The 22,205-nt window shown below is 50.5% G+C and carries 22 protein-coding genes; 11 read left to right on the top strand and 11 right to left on the bottom strand.

The window, feature by feature from the left end; translation table 11 throughout:
* Positions 1-26 precede the first annotated feature (26 nt).
* Positions 27-359 (bottom strand): hypothetical protein, encoded by a 333-nt coding sequence (locus ACO0K8_RS11500; RefSeq protein ID WP_422946795.1) that lies wholly within the window; start codon positions 357-359, stop codon positions 27-29.
* Between the two features lie 410 nt (positions 360-769).
* Entirely contained in the window at positions 770-1,504 is a 735-nt protein-coding gene (locus ACO0K8_RS11495; protein ID WP_422946794.1) for a SapC family protein, read from the bottom strand.
* A 299-nt stretch (positions 1,505-1,803) separates the two neighbouring features.
* Between ACO0K8_RS11495 and ACO0K8_RS11490 the strand changes: the two genes are divergently transcribed.
* The 4 genes from ACO0K8_RS11490 (at position 1,804) to ACO0K8_RS11475 (ending at position 4,714) form a co-directional block, all read left to right on the top strand.
* Entirely contained in the window at positions 1,804-2,223 is a 420-nt protein-coding gene (locus tag ACO0K8_RS11490; RefSeq protein ID WP_422946793.1) for a response regulator, read from the top strand.
* Between the two features lie 157 nt (positions 2,224-2,380).
* The gene (locus ACO0K8_RS11485; protein ID WP_422946792.1) at positions 2,381-3,112 is read left to right on the top strand and encodes a flagellar brake protein; all 732 of its coding nucleotides are present in this window, start codon (positions 2,381-2,383) and stop codon (positions 3,110-3,112) included.
* A 61-nt stretch (positions 3,113-3,173) separates the two neighbouring features.
* The gene (gene ypfJ / locus ACO0K8_RS11480; RefSeq protein ID WP_422946791.1) at positions 3,174-4,067 is read left to right on the top strand and encodes a KPN_02809 family neutral zinc metallopeptidase; all 894 of its coding nucleotides are present in this window, start codon (positions 3,174-3,176) and stop codon (positions 4,065-4,067) included.
* Positions 4,068-4,087: 20 nt separating this feature from the next.
* Positions 4,088-4,714, top strand: a complete 627-nt coding sequence (locus ACO0K8_RS11475) for an alpha-ketoglutarate-dependent dioxygenase AlkB family protein (protein ID WP_422946790.1) — start codon at positions 4,088-4,090, stop codon at positions 4,712-4,714.
* Between the two features lie 105 nt (positions 4,715-4,819).
* Here ACO0K8_RS11475 and ACO0K8_RS11470 read toward each other — a convergent pair whose 3' ends face one another.
* Entirely contained in the window at positions 4,820-6,313 is a 1,494-nt protein-coding gene (locus ACO0K8_RS11470; RefSeq protein WP_422946789.1) for a PLP-dependent aminotransferase family protein, read from the bottom strand.
* A gap of 162 nt (positions 6,314-6,475) precedes the next feature.
* On the opposite strand from ACO0K8_RS11470, the gene ACO0K8_RS11465 reads away from it, so the two are divergent.
* Genes ACO0K8_RS11465 through ACO0K8_RS11455 form a run of 3 tightly spaced genes read left to right on the top strand, consistent with a single transcriptional unit; the run spans position 6,476 to position 8,013 of the window.
* Complete coding sequence (locus ACO0K8_RS11465) at positions 6,476-6,877, top strand: GNAT family N-acetyltransferase (protein WP_422946788.1); 402 nt, start codon at positions 6,476-6,478, stop codon at positions 6,875-6,877.
* Between the two features lie 39 nt (positions 6,878-6,916).
* The gene (locus tag ACO0K8_RS11460; RefSeq protein ID WP_422946787.1) at positions 6,917-7,378 is read left to right on the top strand and encodes an OsmC family protein; all 462 of its coding nucleotides are present in this window, start codon (positions 6,917-6,919) and stop codon (positions 7,376-7,378) included.
* On the top strand, positions 7,378-8,013 hold the full coding sequence (locus ACO0K8_RS11455; RefSeq protein ID WP_422946786.1) for an FMN-binding negative transcriptional regulator: 636 nt from the start codon (positions 7,378-7,380) through the stop codon (positions 8,011-8,013). The genes ACO0K8_RS11460 and ACO0K8_RS11455 overlap by 1 nt, the downstream gene beginning before the upstream one ends.
* Before the next feature lie 58 nt (positions 8,014-8,071).
* Here the strand turns inward: ACO0K8_RS11455 and ybiB are convergent, their stop codons facing one another.
* Positions 8,072-9,055 carry a DNA-binding protein YbiB gene (gene ybiB, locus ACO0K8_RS11450; protein ID WP_422946785.1) on the bottom strand — a complete coding sequence of 328 codons (984 nt, stop codon included), beginning with the start codon at positions 9,053-9,055 and terminating at the stop codon, positions 8,072-8,074.
* Positions 9,056-9,407: 352 nt separating this feature from the next.
* On the opposite strand from ybiB, the gene ACO0K8_RS11445 reads away from it, so the two are divergent.
* The 3 genes from ACO0K8_RS11445 to ACO0K8_RS11435 all read left to right on the top strand — a co-directional run bounded on the left by ACO0K8_RS11445 (position 9,408) and on the right by ACO0K8_RS11435 (position 13,500).
* Positions 9,408-10,319 (top strand): hypothetical protein, encoded by a 912-nt coding sequence (locus ACO0K8_RS11445; RefSeq protein ID WP_422946784.1) that lies wholly within the window; start codon positions 9,408-9,410, stop codon positions 10,317-10,319.
* Between the two features lie 84 nt (positions 10,320-10,403).
* Positions 10,404-12,623, top strand: coding sequence for a gluconolaconase (locus ACO0K8_RS11440; protein WP_422946783.1), 2,220 nt, complete (start codon positions 10,404-10,406; stop codon positions 12,621-12,623).
* A gap of 190 nt (positions 12,624-12,813) precedes the next feature.
* Entirely contained in the window at positions 12,814-13,500 is a 687-nt protein-coding gene (locus ACO0K8_RS11435) for a glutathione S-transferase family protein (RefSeq protein ID WP_422946782.1), read from the top strand.
* A gap of 314 nt (positions 13,501-13,814) precedes the next feature.
* On the opposite strand, the gene ACO0K8_RS11430 is transcribed toward ACO0K8_RS11435, so the two are convergent.
* The 5 genes from ACO0K8_RS11430 to ACO0K8_RS11410 are packed head-to-tail and all read right to left on the bottom strand — an operon-like array spanning position 13,815 to position 16,652.
* Entirely contained in the window at positions 13,815-14,702 is an 888-nt protein-coding gene (locus ACO0K8_RS11430) for a hypothetical protein (RefSeq protein ID WP_422946781.1), read from the bottom strand.
* A 26-nt stretch (positions 14,703-14,728) separates the two neighbouring features.
* The gene (locus ACO0K8_RS11425) at positions 14,729-15,223 is read right to left on the bottom strand and encodes a hypothetical protein (RefSeq protein WP_422946780.1); all 495 of its coding nucleotides are present in this window, start codon (positions 15,221-15,223) and stop codon (positions 14,729-14,731) included.
* A 29-nt stretch (positions 15,224-15,252) separates the two neighbouring features.
* Entirely contained in the window at positions 15,253-15,789 is a 537-nt protein-coding gene (locus ACO0K8_RS11420) for a hypothetical protein (protein ID WP_422946779.1), read from the bottom strand.
* A gap of 1 nt (position 15,790) precedes the next feature.
* On the bottom strand, positions 15,791-16,315 hold the full coding sequence (locus tag ACO0K8_RS11415; protein WP_227869674.1) for a hypothetical protein: 525 nt from the start codon (positions 16,313-16,315) through the stop codon (positions 15,791-15,793).
* 46 nt (positions 16,316-16,361) lie between these two features.
* Positions 16,362-16,652 (bottom strand): hypothetical protein, encoded by a 291-nt coding sequence (locus ACO0K8_RS11410; RefSeq protein WP_422946778.1) that lies wholly within the window; start codon positions 16,650-16,652, stop codon positions 16,362-16,364.
* 504 nt (positions 16,653-17,156) lie between these two features.
* On the opposite strand from ACO0K8_RS11410, the gene ACO0K8_RS11405 reads away from it, so the two are divergent.
* Positions 17,157-19,262 carry a M13 family metallopeptidase gene (locus ACO0K8_RS11405; protein ID WP_422946777.1) on the top strand — a complete coding sequence of 702 codons (2,106 nt, stop codon included), beginning with the start codon at positions 17,157-17,159 and terminating at the stop codon, positions 19,260-19,262.
* Between the two features lie 107 nt (positions 19,263-19,369).
* Here ACO0K8_RS11405 and ACO0K8_RS11400 read toward each other — a convergent pair whose 3' ends face one another.
* Together ACO0K8_RS11400 and ACO0K8_RS11395 are read right to left on the bottom strand one after the other, a co-directional pair.
* The gene (locus tag ACO0K8_RS11400; RefSeq protein ID WP_422946776.1) at positions 19,370-20,938 is read right to left on the bottom strand and encodes a methyl-accepting chemotaxis protein; all 1,569 of its coding nucleotides are present in this window, start codon (positions 20,936-20,938) and stop codon (positions 19,370-19,372) included.
* Between the two features lie 212 nt (positions 20,939-21,150).
* Complete coding sequence (locus ACO0K8_RS11395; protein WP_422946775.1) at positions 21,151-21,939, bottom strand: hypothetical protein; 789 nt, start codon at positions 21,937-21,939, stop codon at positions 21,151-21,153.
* Positions 21,940-22,205: the final 266 nt, after the last annotated feature.

Here is a 22,205-nt window from a genome sequence, read left to right as displayed (position 1 = left end):
CCCACGCCAACGACAAAAAACGTGAGCTAGTGCAAATTCCATGTTGCGCTTCCACGTTTGCGACGCCTTAGCTGATACACGGCAAAGCCAGCTCCAAGTATGGCCATAGCCCATGCTTGAGGCTCATCGCTACGTCCTTCATTCTCACGTTGATAAAAATTAGCAAAGCCGATTTTTAAATATTGTCCCTCATCGATCACAACTTTATTGAGCAAAGATGAGATCTCCATCACTTGATTCCAGTCCAAGTTAATAGATGCAACTTGTGATTTCTCAAATAGTTTTATCGGCGCGCTGGCATGTACCTGGCTTAGAACACCCAGACTGAGGGCAATGGCTATCAATCGCAACTTTTTCATCTTGGCACCCAACATAAAAATACCGCAAAATACTAAACATCAGCGCCAGAATGACGCAGCCGGTTGAAGGCATTTCCACTTCAATGAAGCCAAGTGTAGTGTGTGAATATGACAAGGGAATGACTGATAGCGGTCAAAAACAGCTATCCCAAACACATGTATTTTGAAACCGGCTGCAGTGTATTTGTATGAGGCGACGTGATATGTTGGAGATGCTGGAAGAGTGCCCAGTACATGGTCCGACACGCATATTCCATGCGGGTTTGCGGCCACCTAGTCTTGGGAGGAGCATGAGCATTGCGCACTGGGCGCATTGCTAAAAATAGAGCGCAGAATGTGCAGCACTTACAAGAGGAACAGGATGGCAGTAGAACCACCATCCTTTGAGTAGCTTAAAAACTCAACGACAACTAGGCAGCTGGCAACACGAGTTCTAAACGTGCAGCGATTTTTTGAATATTTGGCAAAGAAATTAAATGCGCGTATATACATGCTAAATGACCGTTGCGTGCCAGAGACAGCAATTCCGCATCCGTCAGAGCATTCATGCGCTCTTCATTAATCACGCTAAAACCATCTAAAGTGAAAGTCTCGCCTTTTTTGGTATTGACGCTGACCATTCTAGGAATTAACAAATCCAACTCTATGAAATGTTTCACCATATTGGTGGTCTGTGCCGTGTGTGTACGGAAATTGTTCAGCAGTTCAAGTATCCCGTTTAACATCTCGGACTCTGTGCCATCTTCCGCAAACAAACGCTCTCCGTCTTGGGCGCCGTATCCATCTGCTTCTTCATCGATCATCACACCGAAACGCTCTGAATCCTCATCACCTTGCAGAATGAAGGGATAACGACGTACAAATGCTGGAACATAGGTATTGTCCCAATGACCTTCGGCGTTAACAAACAGGTTTTCACTGTCGCGCAAACCTGTGAGCACTAAAGGCACACCGCCACCATGTTGATCGGTAACAAACACGATAGGATATTCACGACAGACATCGACAAACTCAACAGCAACCACGGGGATAGAGTTAGTTTTAGCTGCATACGAATAACCCTTAGCCAAAGGCTTAAAACGCAGATCGCGATGGGTAACGCGGTCTATCGTCACTGGTTTTTTATAAAACATTAATGTCGACATGGATTTCATTCAATAAAGTTAAGGATTAGCGATCAATTGGACAAAACGTGCACGCCCTTATGCGGCGCAGGTATTTTAGTGGAAATAACCCAGTTTGTGTGCTCCTACCCGGCCACACTTAATAAAAAGGAATTCCCATAGGACTGGCGCTGCCACTGCATTGGCAATTCTAAAAAAGGTCATAAGCAGGTCATAAAAATTTGACATTATATTATCATTTAAATAATTCAAGCGCATTTGCATCCTTACGTAAAAAATACAGGAGCAAAAGTTGCCGATTTAAACAATGGATAAAATTAATGAAAATTAGTATTTTAGTGGTGGAAGATGAGCATGCGATACAAGAGCTCATTGCAATTAATCTCAGCCTTTCGGGTTATAAGGTCATACGCGCCAACGACGCTGAAATCGCATTATCAATCCTCCGTGAAACCTTACCCGATATGTTACTGGTTGACTGGATGCTCCCAGGTCAATCAGGTATACAACTAATACGGGTGCTGCGATCACATCCACATACCAAGGCACTGCCTATCATGATGCTCACCGTCCGCAGCGAACGGCAAGACAAATTACTCGCGTTAGAAAGCGGGGCTGATGACTATATGACGAAACCGTTTAGCCCAAGGGAAATGATCGCCCGAGTCCAAGCCGTATTATTCAAAACCGCCGCAAAATCAGCGACCGATACATTTCCCGATTCTCGTGCGCAGCAATAAACGCTTAAGCCGGTCATTGAGACCAATAAGCCGACATCAATCGGCATAAGATAGATAGCATCCGGGACTACATAGATCAGGCCCTACCCCAATTGTATTGACTCGCTGCAAGCTAGGGCGTATTTTTATGTTACTCATATTAATACGGAGACATTCTATGTCCGCATCCTTGAGTGATGACGAGATTGAGGATAAATTTTTCTTGCTTGGAAGAATGGAAATCCTCAATGTATTAAATGATCTGATACATAGACGAGAATCGGTTGCCGTATATTTTAATGGTGGCAAAGATTTCATTTTAACGCTCTTGCTGGACGCCAGATCCGACGCTCTGATTTTTGATTTGGGTGGCGATCCCAGAACCAATAAATTACTGGCGCAAAGTACCGGCTGTGTTTTTATTGCTCAGCCTGACGGGATACGGGTACAGTTTTCAGGTGTGCACCCGCAGCGATTTAGCTGGGGCGAAACTGATGCTTTTTGGGTGCCGCTACCAGAGCGGGTGATACGCCTGCAAAGGCGCGAGTGTTATCGAAATGTGCTGCCGGTGATCACTGCACTCAAGGTAAAATTAAGCAATGAATATGGGGTCAATCTATGTGATTGGTTGTTACATGATTTGAGCGTCAGCGGCTTTGGCGCGACTGTGCTAGGGCCACCGCGTTTCGCCAATGATGAAACCGTGGCGCATGTGGTAATCGCGTTATCAGATAAGATACGATTAGACTGCTCCGGCATGATACGTCACATCTCGCAGATTGATCGCAAAGGCAAAGGCCGCTACCGGGTCGGGGTTAAATTCATAGATTTACCACACGTGGTGGAAGTGGCGATACAGCGCTACATCATTAAGATCGAGTATGAAAGACGCAAGCTATTGATGAAGTAAATGCGGAAGTAAATGCAGAAGTAAAGGATACATAATAAGGCAGCCCTCAAGGAGAACTTGCATGAAATGGGAAGGTAATCGCGAAAGCGATAACGTAGAAGATAGACGCGGCGAGAGTAACTCGGGTGGCAGTCCGCGCGGCATCCTCGGTGGTGGCCGCATCGGCATTGGTACGATCGCAATCGCCTTGGTCGCCTCGTATTTTTTTGGGATTAACCCAATGACGGTACTAAGTCTATTGAGTGGAGGATCCGGGCCGTCCCAGTCGGTTTCTCAACAACCGAGCGAGGCCAACAACCAAGCGCCCGCCAACGATAGAAGCACACGTTTTGTCAGAACCGTCTTGGCCGATACCGAAGATGTCTGGGATAAAATTTTTCGCGCTAGCGGCAAACAGTATGTGCGTCCCAAACTCGACGTTTTTACGGGCTCCATCAGAACCGCTTGCGGCAGCGGCGACACCGCCAGCGGACCGTTTTACTGCCCCGGCGATCAGAAGGTGTACATCGATCTGGCTTTTTTCCAAACCATGCGCGATCGCTTTCAGGTCAACAGCGAATTTGCCCAAGCTTACGTGATCGCCCATGAGATTGGACATCATGTTCAACATCTCACGGGCATTAGCGACAAAGTCGATCAGCAACGCAATGCCATGTCCGAAAAACAGGGCAATGCCGCCTCGGTCAAGCTAGAACTTCAGGCCGATTGTTTTGCTGGCGTCTGGGCGTTTCATGCCAATCAGGCCCGTAGCATTTTAGAATCCGGAGATATAGAAGGCGCCTTGAAAGCCGCTAGCGCAATCGGCGACGATACTTTGCAGCGCCAAGCACGCGGCCAGGTGGTGCCAGACTCGTTTACGCACGGCAGCTCTGAGCAAAGGGTGCGCTGGTTCACGCGTGGCATACAAAGCGGCAAACTCAATGAATGTAATACCTTCGCCGCCAGCCAATTGTAAATGCGCAAGCCCGGTCCCCTATGAGCACCTCGTTATCCTTGTTCGAGCAATCCGGCAATTTGGAAAGCATCGTCTTGCCGGATGCCGAACTGGGGTTTGCGCAGCACTTTTATGCACCAGCGATGGCCGACGACTTGTTTGGGCAACTGCTACAGCAAACCGCCTGGCAACATGAAAGCATACTAGTCTGGGGTAAGTCGCATCTGCAGCCCCGGCTCACCGCTTGGTACGCCGATCCTGGTACGCGTTATAGCTACTCCGGCATCACGCTCCAGGCAAAACTCTGGACACCCACTCTGCTGGATATCAAACACGCCATCACTAGGGCAACCGGGCATGAATACAATAGCGTCTTACTCAATCTGTACAGAGATCAGCAAGACAGCATGGGCTGGCATAGCGATGATGAGCCCGAACTTGGACGCAACCCGGTGATCGCCTCCTTAAGTCTGGGAGCCACGCGCGGCTTCAAACTAAAACACAAGACCTTGAAGTCACAAAAAACCCTTACGCTGGATCTGATCAATGGCAGCCTATTGCTGATGGCAGGTGCGATGCAACACCATTGGCAACACGCGGTGGCTAAGCAGAGCCAGGCTATCGGACCGAGAATTAACCTGACCTTTCGGCAGATTCTGCCACAGTAAATTTCACGTCTAAAGTTGCATACGCATATTCCATGCGGCCTGCAGCCGATTATTGGCCTGCAAGGCGCATCAAATATGCGCATACGTTTTTTAGAAGGTCGTTTTTCATTTCAACGTTCTGAGCACTTGCAACAACCCAGCGGCGCCCTGTGCGATCTCTTTTTCAGTCACGGACGAAAAGCCTAGCAGCAGACCGGGTAAAAAATTTGCCGGCGCTGGCAGTACGGTTGGCATCGCGTAATACGACAAGCCACGCAATTCTATACCTGCAGCCAGCCCGGCCTGTACCACGGCCTGCTCATCACGTTCACGTCTAAAATGCACCGCCAGATCCAGACCTCCATCGCTGGCAGCGCAGCTTAATTCGTCCTTCAATGTGGTATCCAAAGCGTGCAGCAAGGCAGCCTGACGTTGCGCATACAGCTTACGGCTACGTTTGATATGTCGACCAAAATGCCCTTCTGCCATAAAATCGGTCAGCACCATTTGCGGCACGATACCAGTATGTTTATCGACGATGGTTTTGGCCTGCAGCATAGGCTGTACCAGAGCCTCAGGTAACACCATATATCCGAGGCGCAGACCGGGAAACAAGACCTTGGAAAGTGTGCCCACATAAATCACATTGCCACTCTGATCCAGACTCTGCAAAGAAGCCAGCGGTGCGCCGTTATACCGGTACTCACTGTCATAATCATCCTCGATCACCCAGGCACGCTGCTGCTTGGCCCAGGCCAGCAAGGCCAGCCGCCTTTGCAAGCTCATGGTCATCCCCAATGGCAGCTGATGCGAGGGCGTAACATAGACCAATTTGGCATGTGGATAATGGCTGGCACCATAGGCAACATCGAGACCATCAACATCGACCGGCACAGGACAGACTTCCACTTGTGCCGCCAGCAAGGGAGCGATCGCGCCACGATAGCCCGGGTACTCTACCCAGGCAGCGTCACCGGGATCAAGTAAGACCGTAGGCAGCAAATACAGAGCTTGCTGCGAGCCGGAAGTGATGATGATTTGCCCGGCGTGGCAATTGACACCACGCGAGGCTTTCAGATACACCGCCAACAATTCGCGCAAGGGCTGATAACCGGCCGAGTCGCTATAACCGAGCTTATCTTCGTGATGGCGCCAGCGGCGCGCTTCTAGCCGCGCCCAGGTGTCAAACGGGAACGCATCCAGCCCTGGCATGCTGACCCGAAACACCCGAGTTTTATCCTGATGGACATGCGACTGACCGACCGTATCGGCATAGCGCAATCCCCGTTGCGACAAGCCAGGCGCATTCTCACCCTGCGCGACTGGGCTTGGTGCGCTCAGCGATTTAGTCTCAGAGCAAGCCGGCAGCTGATGATGGACGTAGGTGCCCTTACCTACTTCGCCGAGTAAATAACCCTCGGCCAGTAACAGCTCGTAGGCATTCAACACGGTCTGGCGCGACACTGCTAACGCCCGACAAAAATCACGGGTCGGTGGCAACTGCATACCGGGCTGCAGCGCGCCTGTGAGAATAGCCTGTTTGATCGCCGCATACAGTTGCCGAAACAAGGCAGTTTTGGCACCTGGCTTTAATTGAACAGACTGGATAAATAAAGACATCATGAGACTAGCTCTATCGCTGAAATTGGATTGAAATAACAAATGGCACGGACAAAACACCGACATTGGTATTTTAAAATTATACTTTATTGGCACTTTTAAATAACCAAATCAAGTAATAAAATGACTTCGTCGAAACCAGCTCATCCATCATAGTTAATTATGCCCTCACTTAGTTACCACACAGATCTCAGCATTAGCGCAGCACAACTGGCAGATCTTTTTACCCGCTCTGGCATCAATCGTCCCACAGAAGAATTGCCAAGAATGGCGCAAATGCTGCAGCACGCGAATATCCTCGTCACCGTTTGGGATCAGCAAAAACTGGTCGGCGTAGCACGCGCCCTGAGTGACTTTTGCTATTGTTGCTATCTGTCCGACTTAGCAGTAGACCGGGCATACCAGAAAACCGGAATAGGCAAGCAGCTCATTAAACTCGTGCATGAGCTGATAGGACCGCGCACCAACTTATTGCTGGTAGCAGCCCCTAGCGCCACCACTTACTATCCTAAAATTGGTTTTGAAGCGGTGCCCAGTGCCTGGGTCATCAGACGTACTGAATAAAAAACCGATAGTAGAAATTCAATTTCATCAGGAGCAGACATGCATCAATATCAAGCGCAAATTCACTGGCAACGTGGTGATCAACAATTCACCGACAATTTATATAGCCGCGCCCACGACTGGCAGTTTGATGGCGGCTTGACGGTGCCAGCCTCGTCCTCACCACTATCGGTGCCCTTGCCTATGTCGGTGGCCGCCAATGTTGATCCGGAAGAGGCGCTGGTGGCAGCAGCATCAAGCTGCCACATGCTGGTGTTTCTGTGGCTGGCCTGCAAGCAAGGTTTTACTGTGGATAGCTATACTGATAAGGCAGTCGGCACGATGGCCAAAAATGAATTCGGCAAGCTCGCCATTACCCGCATCAGCCTGCGACCTGAAATCGCATTTTCCGGAGTCAGACTTCCTAATGCCGAGGAACTGGCTAACTTGCATCATCAATCGCATGAGGAATGCTATATCGCCAATTCCTTGCGCGCTGAAATCGTCGTCGAGGCTGCCTGATGTATATCCCTGCACATTATTCTGAAAAGCGCCTGGAAGTACTGCATCAACTGATGCAAGAGCACCCGCTAGGCACCCTGGTGACGCTTGAGGCGAGCGGCCTCAATGCCAATCACTTGCCGTTTGAACTCATCGCCGCGACGCCAGAAGCGCCGTTCGGCACACTGAGAGCGCATATCTCACGCGCTAATCCGCTCTGGAAAAACCTGCAGAGCGAGTTTGAGGCTATGCTGATTTTTCAAGGGCCTAGTGCGTATATCACGCCCAATTGGTATGAAGAAAAACGCATCAGTGGCGAAGAGGTTCCTACCTATAATTATGCGGTAGTGCACGCGCATGGACAGCTAGAGCTAATCCACGATGCGCAATGGCTGCTCAAGCATTTGCATGCCTTAAGCGACATCCATGAAGCCAGCCAAGCCTTACCTTGGAAGGTCGACGATGCACCGCCAGCTTTCATAGCCAAACTGGTCAGGGGCTTAGTTGGCATTGAGATTCCGATTAAGCGTCTGGAAGGAAAATGGAAAGTCAGCCAAAAGCAGTCGGCACAGGATAAATTGAATATGGCAGCAGGTCTGCGCGCCACCGGGGGCGACGACGCGGTGGCGATGGCCGCATTGGTGAGCAATCGCTAGAACGATCGGGGCGCAGCAAGCACCCCTTATTCTGCGTTCTACGAATGAATACGGCGACCTAGCGACTACGTATCAGCTTGGCGACTGCAGCACAGTGCTCGACCTGGTCGGCGATATTCGGTGGCACCGCAATATCGCCCGTCATCACTGCCTTGATCCAGGCGGCGGTGCTAGCGGCATCGATTTCTTGCGGGGTATCCGGTAAATCTCCGAGCACACTTTGATGCGTATGAACCAGCGTGGTGCACTCGCCCTCGTGAAACCAGTCTATCTGTTGCGCTCTGGCGGTATTGGCGACAGTCTCGCCCTCGGTGCCGCGCATCAGGAAAACATCACCACGGGCACGTGGCGCTACCTGGCTAAAATAATGCTGCAGCATTAGCAGGTATTCCGGATGCGTGTAAGAAGTCAAACGCAAAGCCGCATCACTAAACGGCTGTAAAATTTTCACCAATGTATGGGTAGAACTGCGCACCCCCAAAATTTTTCGCATCGCTAAAATGCACGTCATTTTTGGCGACAAGACATCGATAGACATAAAGGCCGGCAATTGCTGCGCCATCTGCTCCTCAGCCTGCTGCCGTGATTGCGCCAGCGGATGTCCTAGGGTCTGAAAAATTTCAGCCGTGGTAACCCGACCGGCATCCTGCAGCACCCCATGCACTAACACCGGTACACCTTTGCGTGCCAGCAGCAGCGCCAGCAAAGGCGTCAGATTGGCTTTTTTACGGGCGCCATTGTAGGTAGGGATAATCACCGGCGCATACACGCTATCGGGTGGCGCAGTGAGCAAGGTAGTCGAGGCTTCCGCTGCTGCCAGAAAACCGGCTATTTCAGCCACTGATTCACCCTTGATACGCATAGACAAAAGAATCGCCCCCATCTCCAGATCGGAAACGCGCTGATCGAGCATGGCAGCATACAATAATTGCGCATCCTCTTGCGATAGGCTACGTGCGCCATCCTTGCCACGCCCGATTTCCTTAATAAAACGAGCGGCAGCCAGTGGCTCTTTAATTTCTACAGTGTGATGTGTTTTCATAGCGTTAGCTTACACCGTGTGTGCAGGTCTAGCCAAGAGCTTAGCATTTGAGTGCGATCAAACTAGCACACACCAAGCTCCCTCTGCCAACACGCAATAGCCATGCGCCTGTCAGGCCAGCATTGCCCGAAGAGGCGCATGAATAGTGCGCTTGGCAGCAGGGGAACTTCTAAAAACCCCATACTCGCGCGCATCGCGGCGTTGCAATTCCTCGCAATACCGACGTATTGCTCCGGTTTGCGCCTTGCGCTGCATCCCGATTAACGGGTTTTTAGAAGTTCCCGCAGGACACATTTGCGCTCAGTATATAATCGTGCTCACTCGAAGTTTCACCTACCACCAGCGTGCTTTTGTGATAAGTAAGATCAAACCTAGCGACACATTTCGTTATTTTCAGCAATTTTGCCTATTGTTATTGTCGTTATTGTTTAGCACCCTAGCCTGCGCCGTCAGCGTGACCTACCCAAGAGCAGAATCGGATAGCGATAGTCGCTATCAATACGATTGGGAGGTGTTGCGCACTGCCCTAAAAAAAACCAGTGCTCGCTTTGGCGCTTTCGACATCAAACAGTCACAACTCCAAATGCCCCCGGCCCGGGTCAGCTTTGAAATGCTACGCCCGAATAGCGAGATCAATTTATTTGTGCGCGCCACCAATGCCGAGCTTGAAACTACTTTTCTACCTATTCGCATCCCTGTCGATAGAGGCTTACTCGGATACCGGATTTTTTTGATACGGGCCGCCGATCAGGAGCGGTTCGCGGCAATAAAAAGCCTGGATGAGTTGCGCCAATTCAAAGTCGGACAAGGACGTGGATGGGCCGATGTCGCAATACTGACTGCGGCAAACTTTACCGTTATCGAAGGCAGTAGTTATGAAGGTTTATTCCCTATGCTGAAACTGCAGCGCTTCGATTTTTTATCGCGCTCCTTAGATGAAGCCTGGCGCGAATACGATGAGCGCCACGTGGAAAATAACTTATTGGTAGAACCCAGCATCTTGCTGTACTACCCGTTACCACGCTATTTTTTTGTGCGACGTGATGCCGAAGGCGAACTAATGGCAAAGCGTATAGAAGCTGGAATGGAAATCATGATTAAAGATGGCTCCTTGAATAGTCTGTTTAACAAACATAAGTCGGGCCTGATCAAACGCGCTGGTCTGGCACAGCGTCGTATATTTCGTATCCCTAATCCTAAGCTCTCAGCACAAACGCCCTTGAGCAGATCTGAACTCTGGTACGACCCGGTAAAAGGGAAATAGGGCAAACTCTTTTACAGCAAAGCGTTTGCATTAGTGCCAAATATTGTTAAGCTTCGCTCCCACTTTATTAGCAAATCTCACAACGTGACCCGCTCATCCCGTAAATTTATCCTCGCCGCCGTATTTTTAACGCTCATCATCAGCGCCGCCGGCATCAGCTATATTGTATTTCAGCGCCTGTCCGGCACCACCAGTTTATCGGTATTCAAAAAAAATACGGGAACAGTCACCGTCTTGGACTTACCTGTAAAACTAGTCGCATTTGCTGGCTCGGCGAATCCCGGCGGGCTCAATGGTGCGGCAGCCTCAGCCCGTTTCAGTGACCCTTTTGGCCTGGTCTACGACCAGTCGGGTAATCTGTATGTGGCTGATGGTGGCGACAACAATCGCATCAGAAAAATCACTCCCGATGGCATCGTTTCAAACTTCGCTGGTTCCAGCGAAGGCTATGCCGACGGACAAGGTACTGCCGCAGCATTTCATACGCCCTCGGGTCTGGCGATCGATATAGCCGGCAATGTCTACGTGGCGGACACCGGGAATAATCGGATACGCAAGATCACACCGCAAGGTCTGGTCAGCACCCTGGCAGGCAACGGCAAGCCCGGCTATCTGGATGGTGCCGCCAGCCAGGCGCAATTTAACGGGCCGGTCGGAGTAGCGGTCGACCATAGCGGCAAGGTCTATGTGGCCGATACCTATAACGACAAGATACGCGTTATTCACACAGACGGCCAAGTCACTACCCTGGCCGGAGGCGATAGACCTGGCTACCGCGATGGTAATGCCAAAGAGGCTTTATTTGACACCCCAAGTTCGCTGGTAATTAATACCGCAGCTGAGGTGTTGGTCAGCGACACCCGGAATAATGCAATACGTAAAATCAACCCGAACGGCCAAGTCACTACGCTGGCACGCAGCTTACCCGAAGATAGCGAGGCTCTAATGAAACGGCCGATAGGTCTGGCGCTGACGCACGAGGGCCTGCTGTATGTGGGCGAAAGTTCCAATGGTCGTCTGCTACAAATTTCGGCGAATGGAGAACTACGCGGATTAACTGGGATCGACATCGATATCCAAAGTGGTGACGCTCTAAGCCTGCGCTTACAGCGCCCGGTAGCCATCGCGATCAAGGCTGACGGCACGTTAGCGGTGAGTGACGCGGCCAAATTTCAAGTTCTAAGCGTCAGCCACAAGGTGGCCGGTGAGGACCGGGTTACGGCAACCAGTACAGGCAGCGCCGCGCTCGCCTTAGCAAGTGCCTCGAATATCAAACAGGAGACCAGCTTCCCGTGGCCCCTCAAGCCGCAATTACAGCCACACGAAATCGTCGGCACCATTGGCGAGGTACGCGGTAATTACAAGGGCGAGAGCCGCGACCATTTCCATAGCGGGGTCGATATCCAGGCCGCCTTAGGCGCACCAGTACTGGCAATATCAAGTGAAAAGGTCAGCGGCGTGCTGCCTGCCTGGGGCTACGGCAGCATCAACGAAGGGCTGCGCATCGCTAATATGTCGTACATCCATATGCGGGTTGGACGCAGGCAAGACGACAGCCCTATCGATCCTAGCCGCTTCATGTTGACTAAGGGCGAGCCAGTCAACATGAATTCAGAGAGCAAGGACGGCAAGGGCAAAGCGCTTGCCAATGATCAAATGCGGATTAAGCGCGGCACCCGCTTTCAAACTGGCGATTTCATAGGCACGGTCAACCGCATGTATCACGTGCATCTGAGCTATAGCCAGGCCGGTGTGGCACTCAATCCACTGACTCTGGGCTTAAGCGGCTTCAAGGATGAGCTAGCACCGCATATAGAGCAGATACAACTGCAAACTCAAAACGGTCAGACGCTGAAAAAAAACAAAGGCGACAGCCGCCTGCGAGTAGCGCGCAGCTTAGAGAATCTCAGCATCATCGTCGATGCTTACGACCAGGCCGACGGCAATGCGGCACGCCGTCGTTTGGGTCTGTACAAACTCGGTTATCAAATTCTGCACGCCGATGGCAGCCCACTGGCGGGGTTTGAGCAGCCACTTATCAACCTCGAATTTAACCGACTGCCACCCGACGATGAGAGCGTGCAAATTGCCTATGCCAGCGACAGCGGCATCACCGTACATGGCAGCGCCAGCACCCGCTTTTTGTATAACATCACCAACATCGTCAGAGACGGCCGCGCCAGCGCTGCCTACTGGTCCATTAAACAGATGGCGGCCGGCGATTACACGTTACGCATCCTGGCCACCGACTACGCCGGCAACCAAGCCATGACCGGACGTGATCTGGCGATACGGATAGAGTGAGGTAGAGCAAAGATGCATTGGCACGCTGCTCAGCGCAATTTCGCATATACTTTGCCTTGGTTTTTTTCACTATTTTTAGCAAGGCTTTTTCGACACCAGGATCAAATCAGTTGCTGTTTCATTGAGTCTCAAGCAGCCGCGCTTTTACCACTCACATCAAGCCTCTCCCCATCTATCCTTAGGAGCCTCCGTGTACACACTATTCATCGCCAATAAAAATTATTCTTCCTGGTCCTTGCGTCCCTGGGCGCTGATGCGCGAACTCGGGATTCCCTTCGAAGAAAAAATCGCACCGTTTGGCAGCGACTCCAACTGGGATGAATTCAGAAGCTTTAATCCGGCCGGCAAAGTACCTTGTCTGCATGCAAGCAAAGAAGCCGATGTGGTCTGGGATTCGCTCGCCATCATAGAATATCTGGCAGAAAGACATGAAGGCGTCTGGCCCGCTGATGGCAAGGCGCGCACCTGGGCGCGCTGTGCCGCGGCCGAAATGCATTCGGGCTTTGGCGCAATCCGCCAGACCTGCCCTATGCATGTCGGTTTCAGGATACAGATGAAACCGACCAGCGCAGCGTTTAATCACGACATTGCCAGACTCAATGAACTCTGGAACCACGGTTTGGATCAATTCGGTGGCCCGTTTTTAGCTGGTGCTAAATTCACTGCGATCGATGCCTTCTTTGCACCTGTGGTGTTTCGTGCGCAAAGCTATGGGCTGGCATTAAATGAGAAATCAAACGCCTATGCCAAGCACCTGCTGCAAACCAACGCCATGCAGCAATGGCAAACCGAAGCCTTAAAAGAATCCTGGCGTGAACCCGGCCACGAGGACGCGGCCTTAGCAGCCGGCACATTGCTGGCAGACTTGCGCACCTAAACAAAGCAGTTACTGTTCAGCCCGCTATACAAAACCCTTCTCCCGCTTGCGGGAGAGGGAGTTTTTCTAGCGAGCTGAACAGATACACAACGCCAGAATATGTCACAAGGCACTAGCCCAGAACGCATAGCCCATGCGGGTTTACAGCCGATCAGGCCGGAGAGGCGCATAGAATATGCGCGTTGGGCAGGTGCGCAATTTGAAGTTTTTTGATATTGCGAAACACCTGATGATACGCATGCAATCGCGAAATGGTATAAAAAGCCGCGAGCACTAATGCTAGTGAGCGGCCTTTAACGCTGTTATTAAACGAATTATTCCGTGATATCGGGCGTGCCGCTACGATCGAAACGAAGTGAGATTTCATGCACGCTGCTACGCATTTCTGCGCTAGCGTTGGGTGGCAAGATCACGAATCCTTCTTGCTGCGCGCTGCGTGCCAATCCTAATTTGAGCTTGAGTTCGCCTTCGGCCAGACGCAAGGCTGGCATACCAGAGGCGATGTGAAGTAAAAATCCACTCATCAGGTGGCCAACTTGATCGGGAGCGAGTACTTCCAGTTTACCTCCGCTCTCGATTTGCGCCGACAAGGACGCCACTCTGGCAGCAGCAAGCTTGGCCGTTTCTCCTAGCGCCTTGAGTTTTTCGCCTTGTTGCGCGGTCGTTACTGCAATCGCCGATTCCACCGCAGCTTTCTCTCTCGCATCACTGGTATCTATGCGCTCGAACAAAGTTTTGTTGTCTTGTTGAGCCTCGTCGGTAAGTTGTGCCAATCTTTGATTCTCGCTCAGCAAAGCACCAATTTGTTCTTTCATGCGTTTTAGCTGTTCTTGATTATCCGTATTGGGCAGCTCCAATTGGCGTAATTTAGTCAGTAAATCAGCGTTCATTTTGCGCAAAGCATCGAGCTCGGCACTTAGTTTAATTTCGCTGTCACTGGCACTAGTGGCCGCAAGTTTAAGTCTGGACATGAGATCGAGCGCATCTTCTAATTTTTTGCTCGCGACTAACTGCGTATTGGAACTCAATTTACGCTCCAATACTAAGGCTTCTCTGGTTGCGTTTAACTCATCTTGCAACTGACGCGCTGCCCCGCGCTCGCTCTCAAGTTTGCCGCGCAAGGAGTCGAGCTCTTTATTCGTATGCAGCAACTCAGTACGTAATTGCACTGTGCTCAGTGGTTTGTCGGTGCCTGATGCCATTTCGTAAGCCTTAGTCGGTATTTACTCTAGTCCATGATCAATTGTTCGCGTATCAGACGCCCACTCGAGTCGCTTGCCTTCAGGAGCCAGCGCTGATTCTCGCTTAAATAACTTGCGTGAATATCGAGTTCGCCCATGATTTTTTCCAGGCGCTGAAGATCATCCCGTTCGCGAAAAATTTTTATAATTTCTTCTCTGCTGCGAACCGGTGGATGTGCTGGCGTATTAGCTGCGCCAACCGCCGGCGCACTCGCTGTCGCAACAAAATTAACCCGTATGGTGGACACCGCTGAGGCATTGAGAGCGCCACTCAAATGCGCCGAAGAGAGTGGCTCTATCTCAAGCTCACCATTACCGGTGCGTGATATCGCCGCTTTAATCTCCAAGGTAGCATCGGACATCAGCATCCCGCTAGCAACCCCGACGCCTATCCCCAAATCTGCTTGCGCGCTACTTAAAGAAGCGCCCGCGGTACCTAACAGCGCACTTAAGGGCGCGCGTTTAATGTCTGTGCTTGCCATATAAAACATCTCCTTTCTGCGAGCTGAGCTTACTCAGTGCCAGTGCGGCGCGGAATATCTAAACGCAAAGGTGCCGGAACTGGCACCAAGGTAGCGGTAATCTTTGAATGAACGGACACGTCACGATTAAGCTTGCGTTCAAATCGTATATTTGAAGTTTCGGCAAATAAGCCCAGAGTGCCTTTCTTTCGGGTGCCGTCTTCATTCAACTGCTCAACCAGTTTCAGATCCATAGTCACCTCTATCGTCGCCTGCGAAAATTGATAGAAGGTAGGTTTCACACCTAGCGCTAATAAAGAAACGCTTTGTGCCTTAGCATGGTCAAACGAAACCGAGCCATCGGCAGAAATTTTCTCAGTAATGGAAGGAACGATGTCAACGAAAGTATCGGCGAGTTCTTGAACCATGGTCGCTGAACTGCGATCCAATGCTAACTGAGCGTCAGCAATCCCTTCCGCCATGAGGCGCACCAAATCAGCAAATGAACCAGAAGCGGTTTCCTGTACCGCAGCTTCTGGTGCATAGATCGGAGCACGAAAGGCCTTAGCGCTATCGAACTGAGTCATATCAAGGTACTTTCGGTGCTCGGTTATCGACGATATTTAACTGCGGAGCCAAGCGTGCGGGCGGTGGAACCGGCACCATCCGTGTCAGCAAGCGACTGGTGCCATGCACTTCTTTACCGAACTTGCGATTATGCGAAACATCCACAGAAACCGAAGCGCTCCAGCAGGCAAATCCAGCTTTTGCCTTCACCCCAACCTTCAGATTGGTTTCAACCGAGGTCGTGGTTTTGATGTCCATAGTGACTTCTATGGTCGCTTCTGCAAATTGATAAAAAGTAGGCATCAAGCCTATTTGTATCAAAGAAACGTTGACCGGACTAGCATTCACATAGGAGACCGTGCCATCTGCAGCAATGGTTTGTGTCACGCCCATAATCAGAGGCAACTCCGTTTCGGCCAGGACTTTCGCGGTCTCAACCGAGTTCTCATCAAGTGCTTTTTGTGCTTCTGCGATACCAAGTGCCAATTTCAGTACCATATCCGGTAGAGGCACATCTAATAATTCTTGTCCGACGCTACTAGCCATGTTGATCTCCTTGCAGTAAGCCGCAGCCCCCAATGAGCATTAGCAGTTATAAAACCAATGAAGGTGCTTGATAGGCACCCAATACGGCTGCTAGGCGTTGTTGATCTACATTGACAGGCCCAATAAAGCTGACCTCGATAGAAGCTCGTAGACCTAGATACGACGGTAACGTCATCACAACCAATGCACGGTTGGCATTAAAGCGGGCGACTATGCTCCCACCAACACTTTTTACTAAATTATCTAGCCGTGCAGGATCTTTTACGACGATAAGAAACATGCCGCGCCCAGATAAGGCCAGTGATACTTTTGCTCCGAAACGTTGCGCAATTTGCATAACTTTTAAGCCAAAAGATAATTGAAAAATTTTAAGTGCCGCGAGAAATTAAATCGAATCCTAGAGATACGCTACTTGCCCATATTTCGCTGTCAGTAAGTTAGGTACAGTGCAGAAATTGAGCTTAGCTGTATTAAATAGCCAAGACAAATTTACATTTATATTTATTATTTTTTTGATTATTTCAGATATAAATTTCATTGACAATCATTTTTACAAGTTATTTTTTGACAATTTTCCCGTCCTTCCAAATCTGATATTGCAGCAGAAAACCCCGCGCCTGTACTCAATAAATACGACTACGTCCGCGTATTTGAACTCTTGCAGCACTGCACAACAGATGAATCAAGACACAAGATGTCAGCTTAAAAAGAAAATTTATTTACATTTTTATGTTTATGATGTGAACTATGTTGTCTTCCAGAGTTCAACTCCTGAGCTTGCTGACTAACTTTAATTTACCGACCTATTCCATTGCTTTTTACATTCAACGAGGAAACCACTATGCGTCGTACTCTGATCTCGCTTGCCGTCACGTCCCTATTCTCGCTATCGACAGTCAATCTGGCCTTGGCCGAAACGGTTGCGCCAGCTAGCAAAACTGCTGCCAAAGGCCAAGTTGGCAGCAAAACCATGACTAAGCTCAATTCGGGACTGGACTTGCAATGGTTAGACAAGAGCGTACGGCCGCAGGATGATTTTTTCCAATTTATGTCCGGCAAATGGCTGGCCGCTACCGAGATCCCGGCCGACCGCGCGCGCTTTGGCTCTTTCGATCAATTGCGTGATTTGTCCGAGCAACGCTCTTTTGACATCATCAAAAGCTTAGCAAGCGATAACAAACTGGCGGTCGGTTCTAACCAGAAAAAAATCGCCGACTTGTACAATAGTTTCATGGATGAGGCACGTGCCGAGGCTCTGGATATCCAACCTTTGCAGGGCGAATTTGCACGCATAGATGCACTCGCCAGCAAGAGCGGATTATCAGCACTTATGGCGCAACTGGCCAAACGGGGTGTCGCCCTGCCGCTGCAGGCTGGCATCAATCAGGATGCGCGTGACTCTAGCGTATATGCCATATATCTGAACCAGGGCGGGCTGGGTTTGCCGGACCGCGATTATTATTTAAAAGAAGATGACGCCAAGCTCAAAGGCTTTCGAGTAGCCTATGTCAAACACATCGCCAGCATGCTGAGCATGGCGAAAGTGACTAGCGAGGCGGATGCAGAACAGACTGCGGCCGCCATCATGACACTGGAAACAGCGATAGCGAAAATCCAATGGAGCAAGGTAGAAAACCGTAACCCGGTCAAAACTTATAACAAGACCGAGATCGCAAAATTGGGCGAATTACTGCCGAATTTCGACTGGAGCGCGTATTTCGCCAGCGCTGGCAACGAGGGTAAAACATCGTATGTGATAGCCCGTCAACCTAGCTATCTGACTGGCTTATCTCAAATCATTACAGACACGCCTTTGGCGACCTGGCAAGCCTATTTTAAATGGCAAACCCTGAACGCCTACGCGCCGTTTTTGAGCAAGCGCTTTGTCGATCAGGATTTTGCGTTTTCCAGTGTGACACTGCGCGGCATCCCGACCAATCAGGCGCGCTGGAAGCGTGGCGTGGCGCGTATCGAAGAAGCGATGTCGGAAGCCCTAGGTCAGCTGTATGTAGAAAAATACTTCCCGCCTGAATACAAGGCAAAAATGCAAACCCTGGTAAACAATTTGATGCTGGCCTACCAGCAAAGCATAGAGACTTTAAGCTGGATGGGTGATGACACCAAAAAAGAAGCCTTAGCCAAGCTGGCCAAATTCACCCCGAAAATCGGCTACCCTGATCAATGGCGCGATTACAGCAAACTGGAGATCGCCAAAGAGGATCTGGTCGGCAATATCATGCGCGGGCGCGAACTTGAATATCAGCGCCAGTTGGCCAAACTCGGCAAACCGGTCAGCCGCCAAGAATGGGGCATGAGCCCGCAAACCGTGAACGCCTATTACAATTCTCGCCAGAACGAAATTGTATTCCCAGCCGCCATTTTGCAGCCGCCCTTCTTCAACGCCAAAGCCGATGATGCCGTTAATTACGGTGGCATAGGTGCGGTAATCGGCCACGAAATCAGCCACGGCTTTGATGATTCGGGTAGTCAGTCAGACGGCGACGGTAATCTGCGCGATTGGTGGAGCAAGGACGACAAAGCTAATTTCGGCAAACTGACCTCGGCCTTAGTCGCCCAATACAGCGCCTACAGCCCCCTACCCGGCTACCAGCTCAATGGAGCGCTGACCCTGGGTGAAAACATCGCAGATAACTCGGGCCTGGCGATCGCCTACAAAGCCTATCAGATTTCTCTGGGCGGCAAAGCTGCACCTGTCATTGATGGCTACACCGGGAATCAACGCCTGTTTATGGGCTGGGGCCAGGTCTGGCGCGGCAAGGCACGCGATGCTGAAGCGATACGCCTGATCGCCACCGATCCGCATTCACCTGCTATGTTCCGCGGTAACGGCCCACTCACCAATCTACCTGCCTTCTATTCCGCCTTTGGCGTCAAACAAGGCGACAAAATGTACGTAGCGCCGGAACAGAGAACCACGATCTGGTAATACCAAACGCAAAAAATAATTAGTCAATAAAAAAGCACATGGTCTTAAAACCCATGTGCTTTTTTTACTTCAAGAATCTACGTAAATGGCTAGTTTTTCTATCCGGTTTAGCGCGACAAGGCCACACCTGCACGCCTAACATTTGGGTTAGACGTCTTTACCAGCTTAAACACGCTGACCACTTCAGTTAAGCCTCCGGCCTGGTCGTGCAGGGCTTGTGCGGCGGCCGATGCTTGCTCCACCAGTGCGGCATTTTGTTGCGTCATATTATCCATCTCGACGATGGCATGATTAACCTGTTCGATACCGGCACTTTGTTCCTGGCTGGCCGACGAAATTTCGCCAACGATATCGGTTACCCGTTTCACGCTGGCGACTACTTTTTCCATGGTGGCACCGGCCAGCAGCACCAGTTTGCCGCCTTCGTCCACCTTCTCTGCAGAATTATCGATGAGCAGTTTGATCTCTTTGGCGGCGGCCGATGAGCGCTGCGCCAGATTGCGCACTTCGCCTGCCACTACGGCAAATCCACGGCCTTGTTCACCGGCGCGGGCCGCTTCTACCGCTGCATTTAAGGCAAGAATATTGGTCTGAAACGCGATGCTATCGATCACGCTGATGATGTCGACGATTTTTTTCGACGAGTCATTAATTGAATTCATGGTCTGAACCACCTGGCCGACCACCGCACCGCCTTGTATCGCCACCTCAGAGGCAGAGATCGCCAATTGATTGGCCTGTCTGGCGTTGTCGGCATTTTGTCTGACGGTCGATGTCAGCTCTTCCATGGTCGATGAAGTCTCTTCCAAAGCACCGGCTTGTTGCTCTGTGCGATTAGACAGATCCAGATTGCCTGCGGCAATTTCACCGGAAGCAGTAACGATAGAATCAGAACCTATACGTACTTGATTGACCACATTTGCCAGATTGTCGCGCATTGCTTTAATCCCGAACAACAGACTACTGCGATCATTGGCGTGCGTCACAATTTCTGTACTTAAATCACCTTCTGCGATCGCGCCGACCACGCTGGCAGCATAACTAGGTTCAGCGCCAAGTTGGCCCAAGATCTTATGTGTCATATGCCAGGCCAAAGCAGCCACAGCACACATCAGCAGAGTGCCTATCGCCAACAAAATGTTGGCCTGATGCCAAAACGCGCTGTCAATATCATCAATATAGGTGCCGTATCCGATAATCCACTCCCAAGGAGCAAATTTGACCACGGCGTACATCTTGGCGACCGGCTCTTTGACACCGGGGCGTGTGCCGTCCGCCAGCACGATACCGATGTGATTTTTTTCAATCGCGGCGCGATAGCGATCACCGGACTCTTTCATATTTTTCTGAGGCACACCGATCCGGTCGGCTTTCGGATGCACATACAGCAGGTCATCGTTATAGCCACGAACAAAAAAATAATCATCGCCTTTATGAAAACTGCTCAAGGCGGTTTTCGCCTGACTCAAAGCGTCTTCATGACTCAATTTACCGGATTGCTCGAGCGCGTAGGCTTTTTCCACCGCGGCATTGGCTAACTCTACCAATTCGCTGATATGTGCGGTGCGCTCTTGCACCATGGTTTGCCGCAGGGTAAACAAAGAGACGGCAGAGATGCCGATAATACCCATTAAGGTAACGACACAGAGAAGGATGATGCGTGTACTTAGCTTCATGCAGAGAGCCTTTCAATTAAAAACATTGCCATTCTACAATGTTTATGAAAGGCTCTCAAATAATCCGTGTGCAACAGAGGTTTTCAAGAAAAGTCTTTTTAAAAAAACGCCTAACAGATCGACAAATATCGACAAATACCGACCGACATCAACAGGCGTAGATCATTTCAAGAAAAATCACTCCAGCGTCATTGCCAGATCTCGCCAGAGACTTAAGGAGCAGTAAAACGTTTACTACCAAATGCAAGGCGCGCCGAGCTGCTATTACTCAGCAGACTCACCGCAACATATTCCTTACCACTACTCAAACCAGCCGTAGCCAGACTATAACTCGTGCTAGTGCCCGGCAACATTACGTGTGTCTTAATCGGAGTGAGGATGCCAGACTGCGCCAACACCGGATCTAGCACATACACCAAAGTGCTGGCAGTGCCGGTCACGCTAGGCCACGTCAGCATATTGGCGCTGACACTGAGCGTAAAGCTAGTAGGCAGGTTTTTCTCTATAGGGAAAACTTCCAATTTACCTAATGCCGCCACGTAATATTGGCTGCAGCCAGGCAAATTGAGCAATTGTTTACCTTTGGCATTCGAATACACCCCACTGTAATATCCAGTCGCAGGGTCGTAGGTTGCAAATATAGATCCCGATTGTGCCGTCGCATCCAGAAAACCAGACCAACTAGCGCCATAGGCGTTGCCAGTCTTGATGCCGGTGTCATTGCCAAAATTACTGGTTTGACAGCCAGCATACGTCATACTCAGCTTGGTGCCGCTATTGGCATCGGTCGCTGGCACACTGAGAACAACGGCGCCGACGATAGCATCTTCCGGATTATTCGTAACGTCTTCCTGAAAATAGCCTACATAAACGCCGCCCGGTGCCGGAATAATCGGTGCTGCATCCGGTACTGACGGCGTGTCGTCACCATTCCCTCCGCAGCCAGCCAATGCCGCAAAAGCGAGGGCGATCAGACTTAAGTTCAAGGTAGACAAAGACATCTGGTTTCCATTCGTAAGAGAAATAGGCAGAACATGCAGCTCTTACTTTACCATGCGGCATGCTGGCAAAAAACTGAATGAAAAGTCTAATAAAACCTTATTCCTTCTGTGTATCCACTTCCAGATTCGCCAGGCTCCATAGCTTGAGTGCAACAAATTTTACGGAATGTCGCTACTACGCTACAATGAGTTTCGGCAATTATTGTATAGACTGAGGAAGACGCCAGTTTGCCCCAAAAACGGCATGCGTAAACTGGCTAGTGCTT

The sequence above is a fragment of the Undibacterium sp. Ren11W genome (genome assembly GCF_049340485.1).
Classification (GTDB): Bacteria; Pseudomonadota; Gammaproteobacteria; order Burkholderiales; family Burkholderiaceae_D; genus Undibacterium.
The sequence above is the reverse complement of the archived record's forward strand: the minus strand, read 5'-3'. Positions and strand labels throughout refer to the sequence as shown.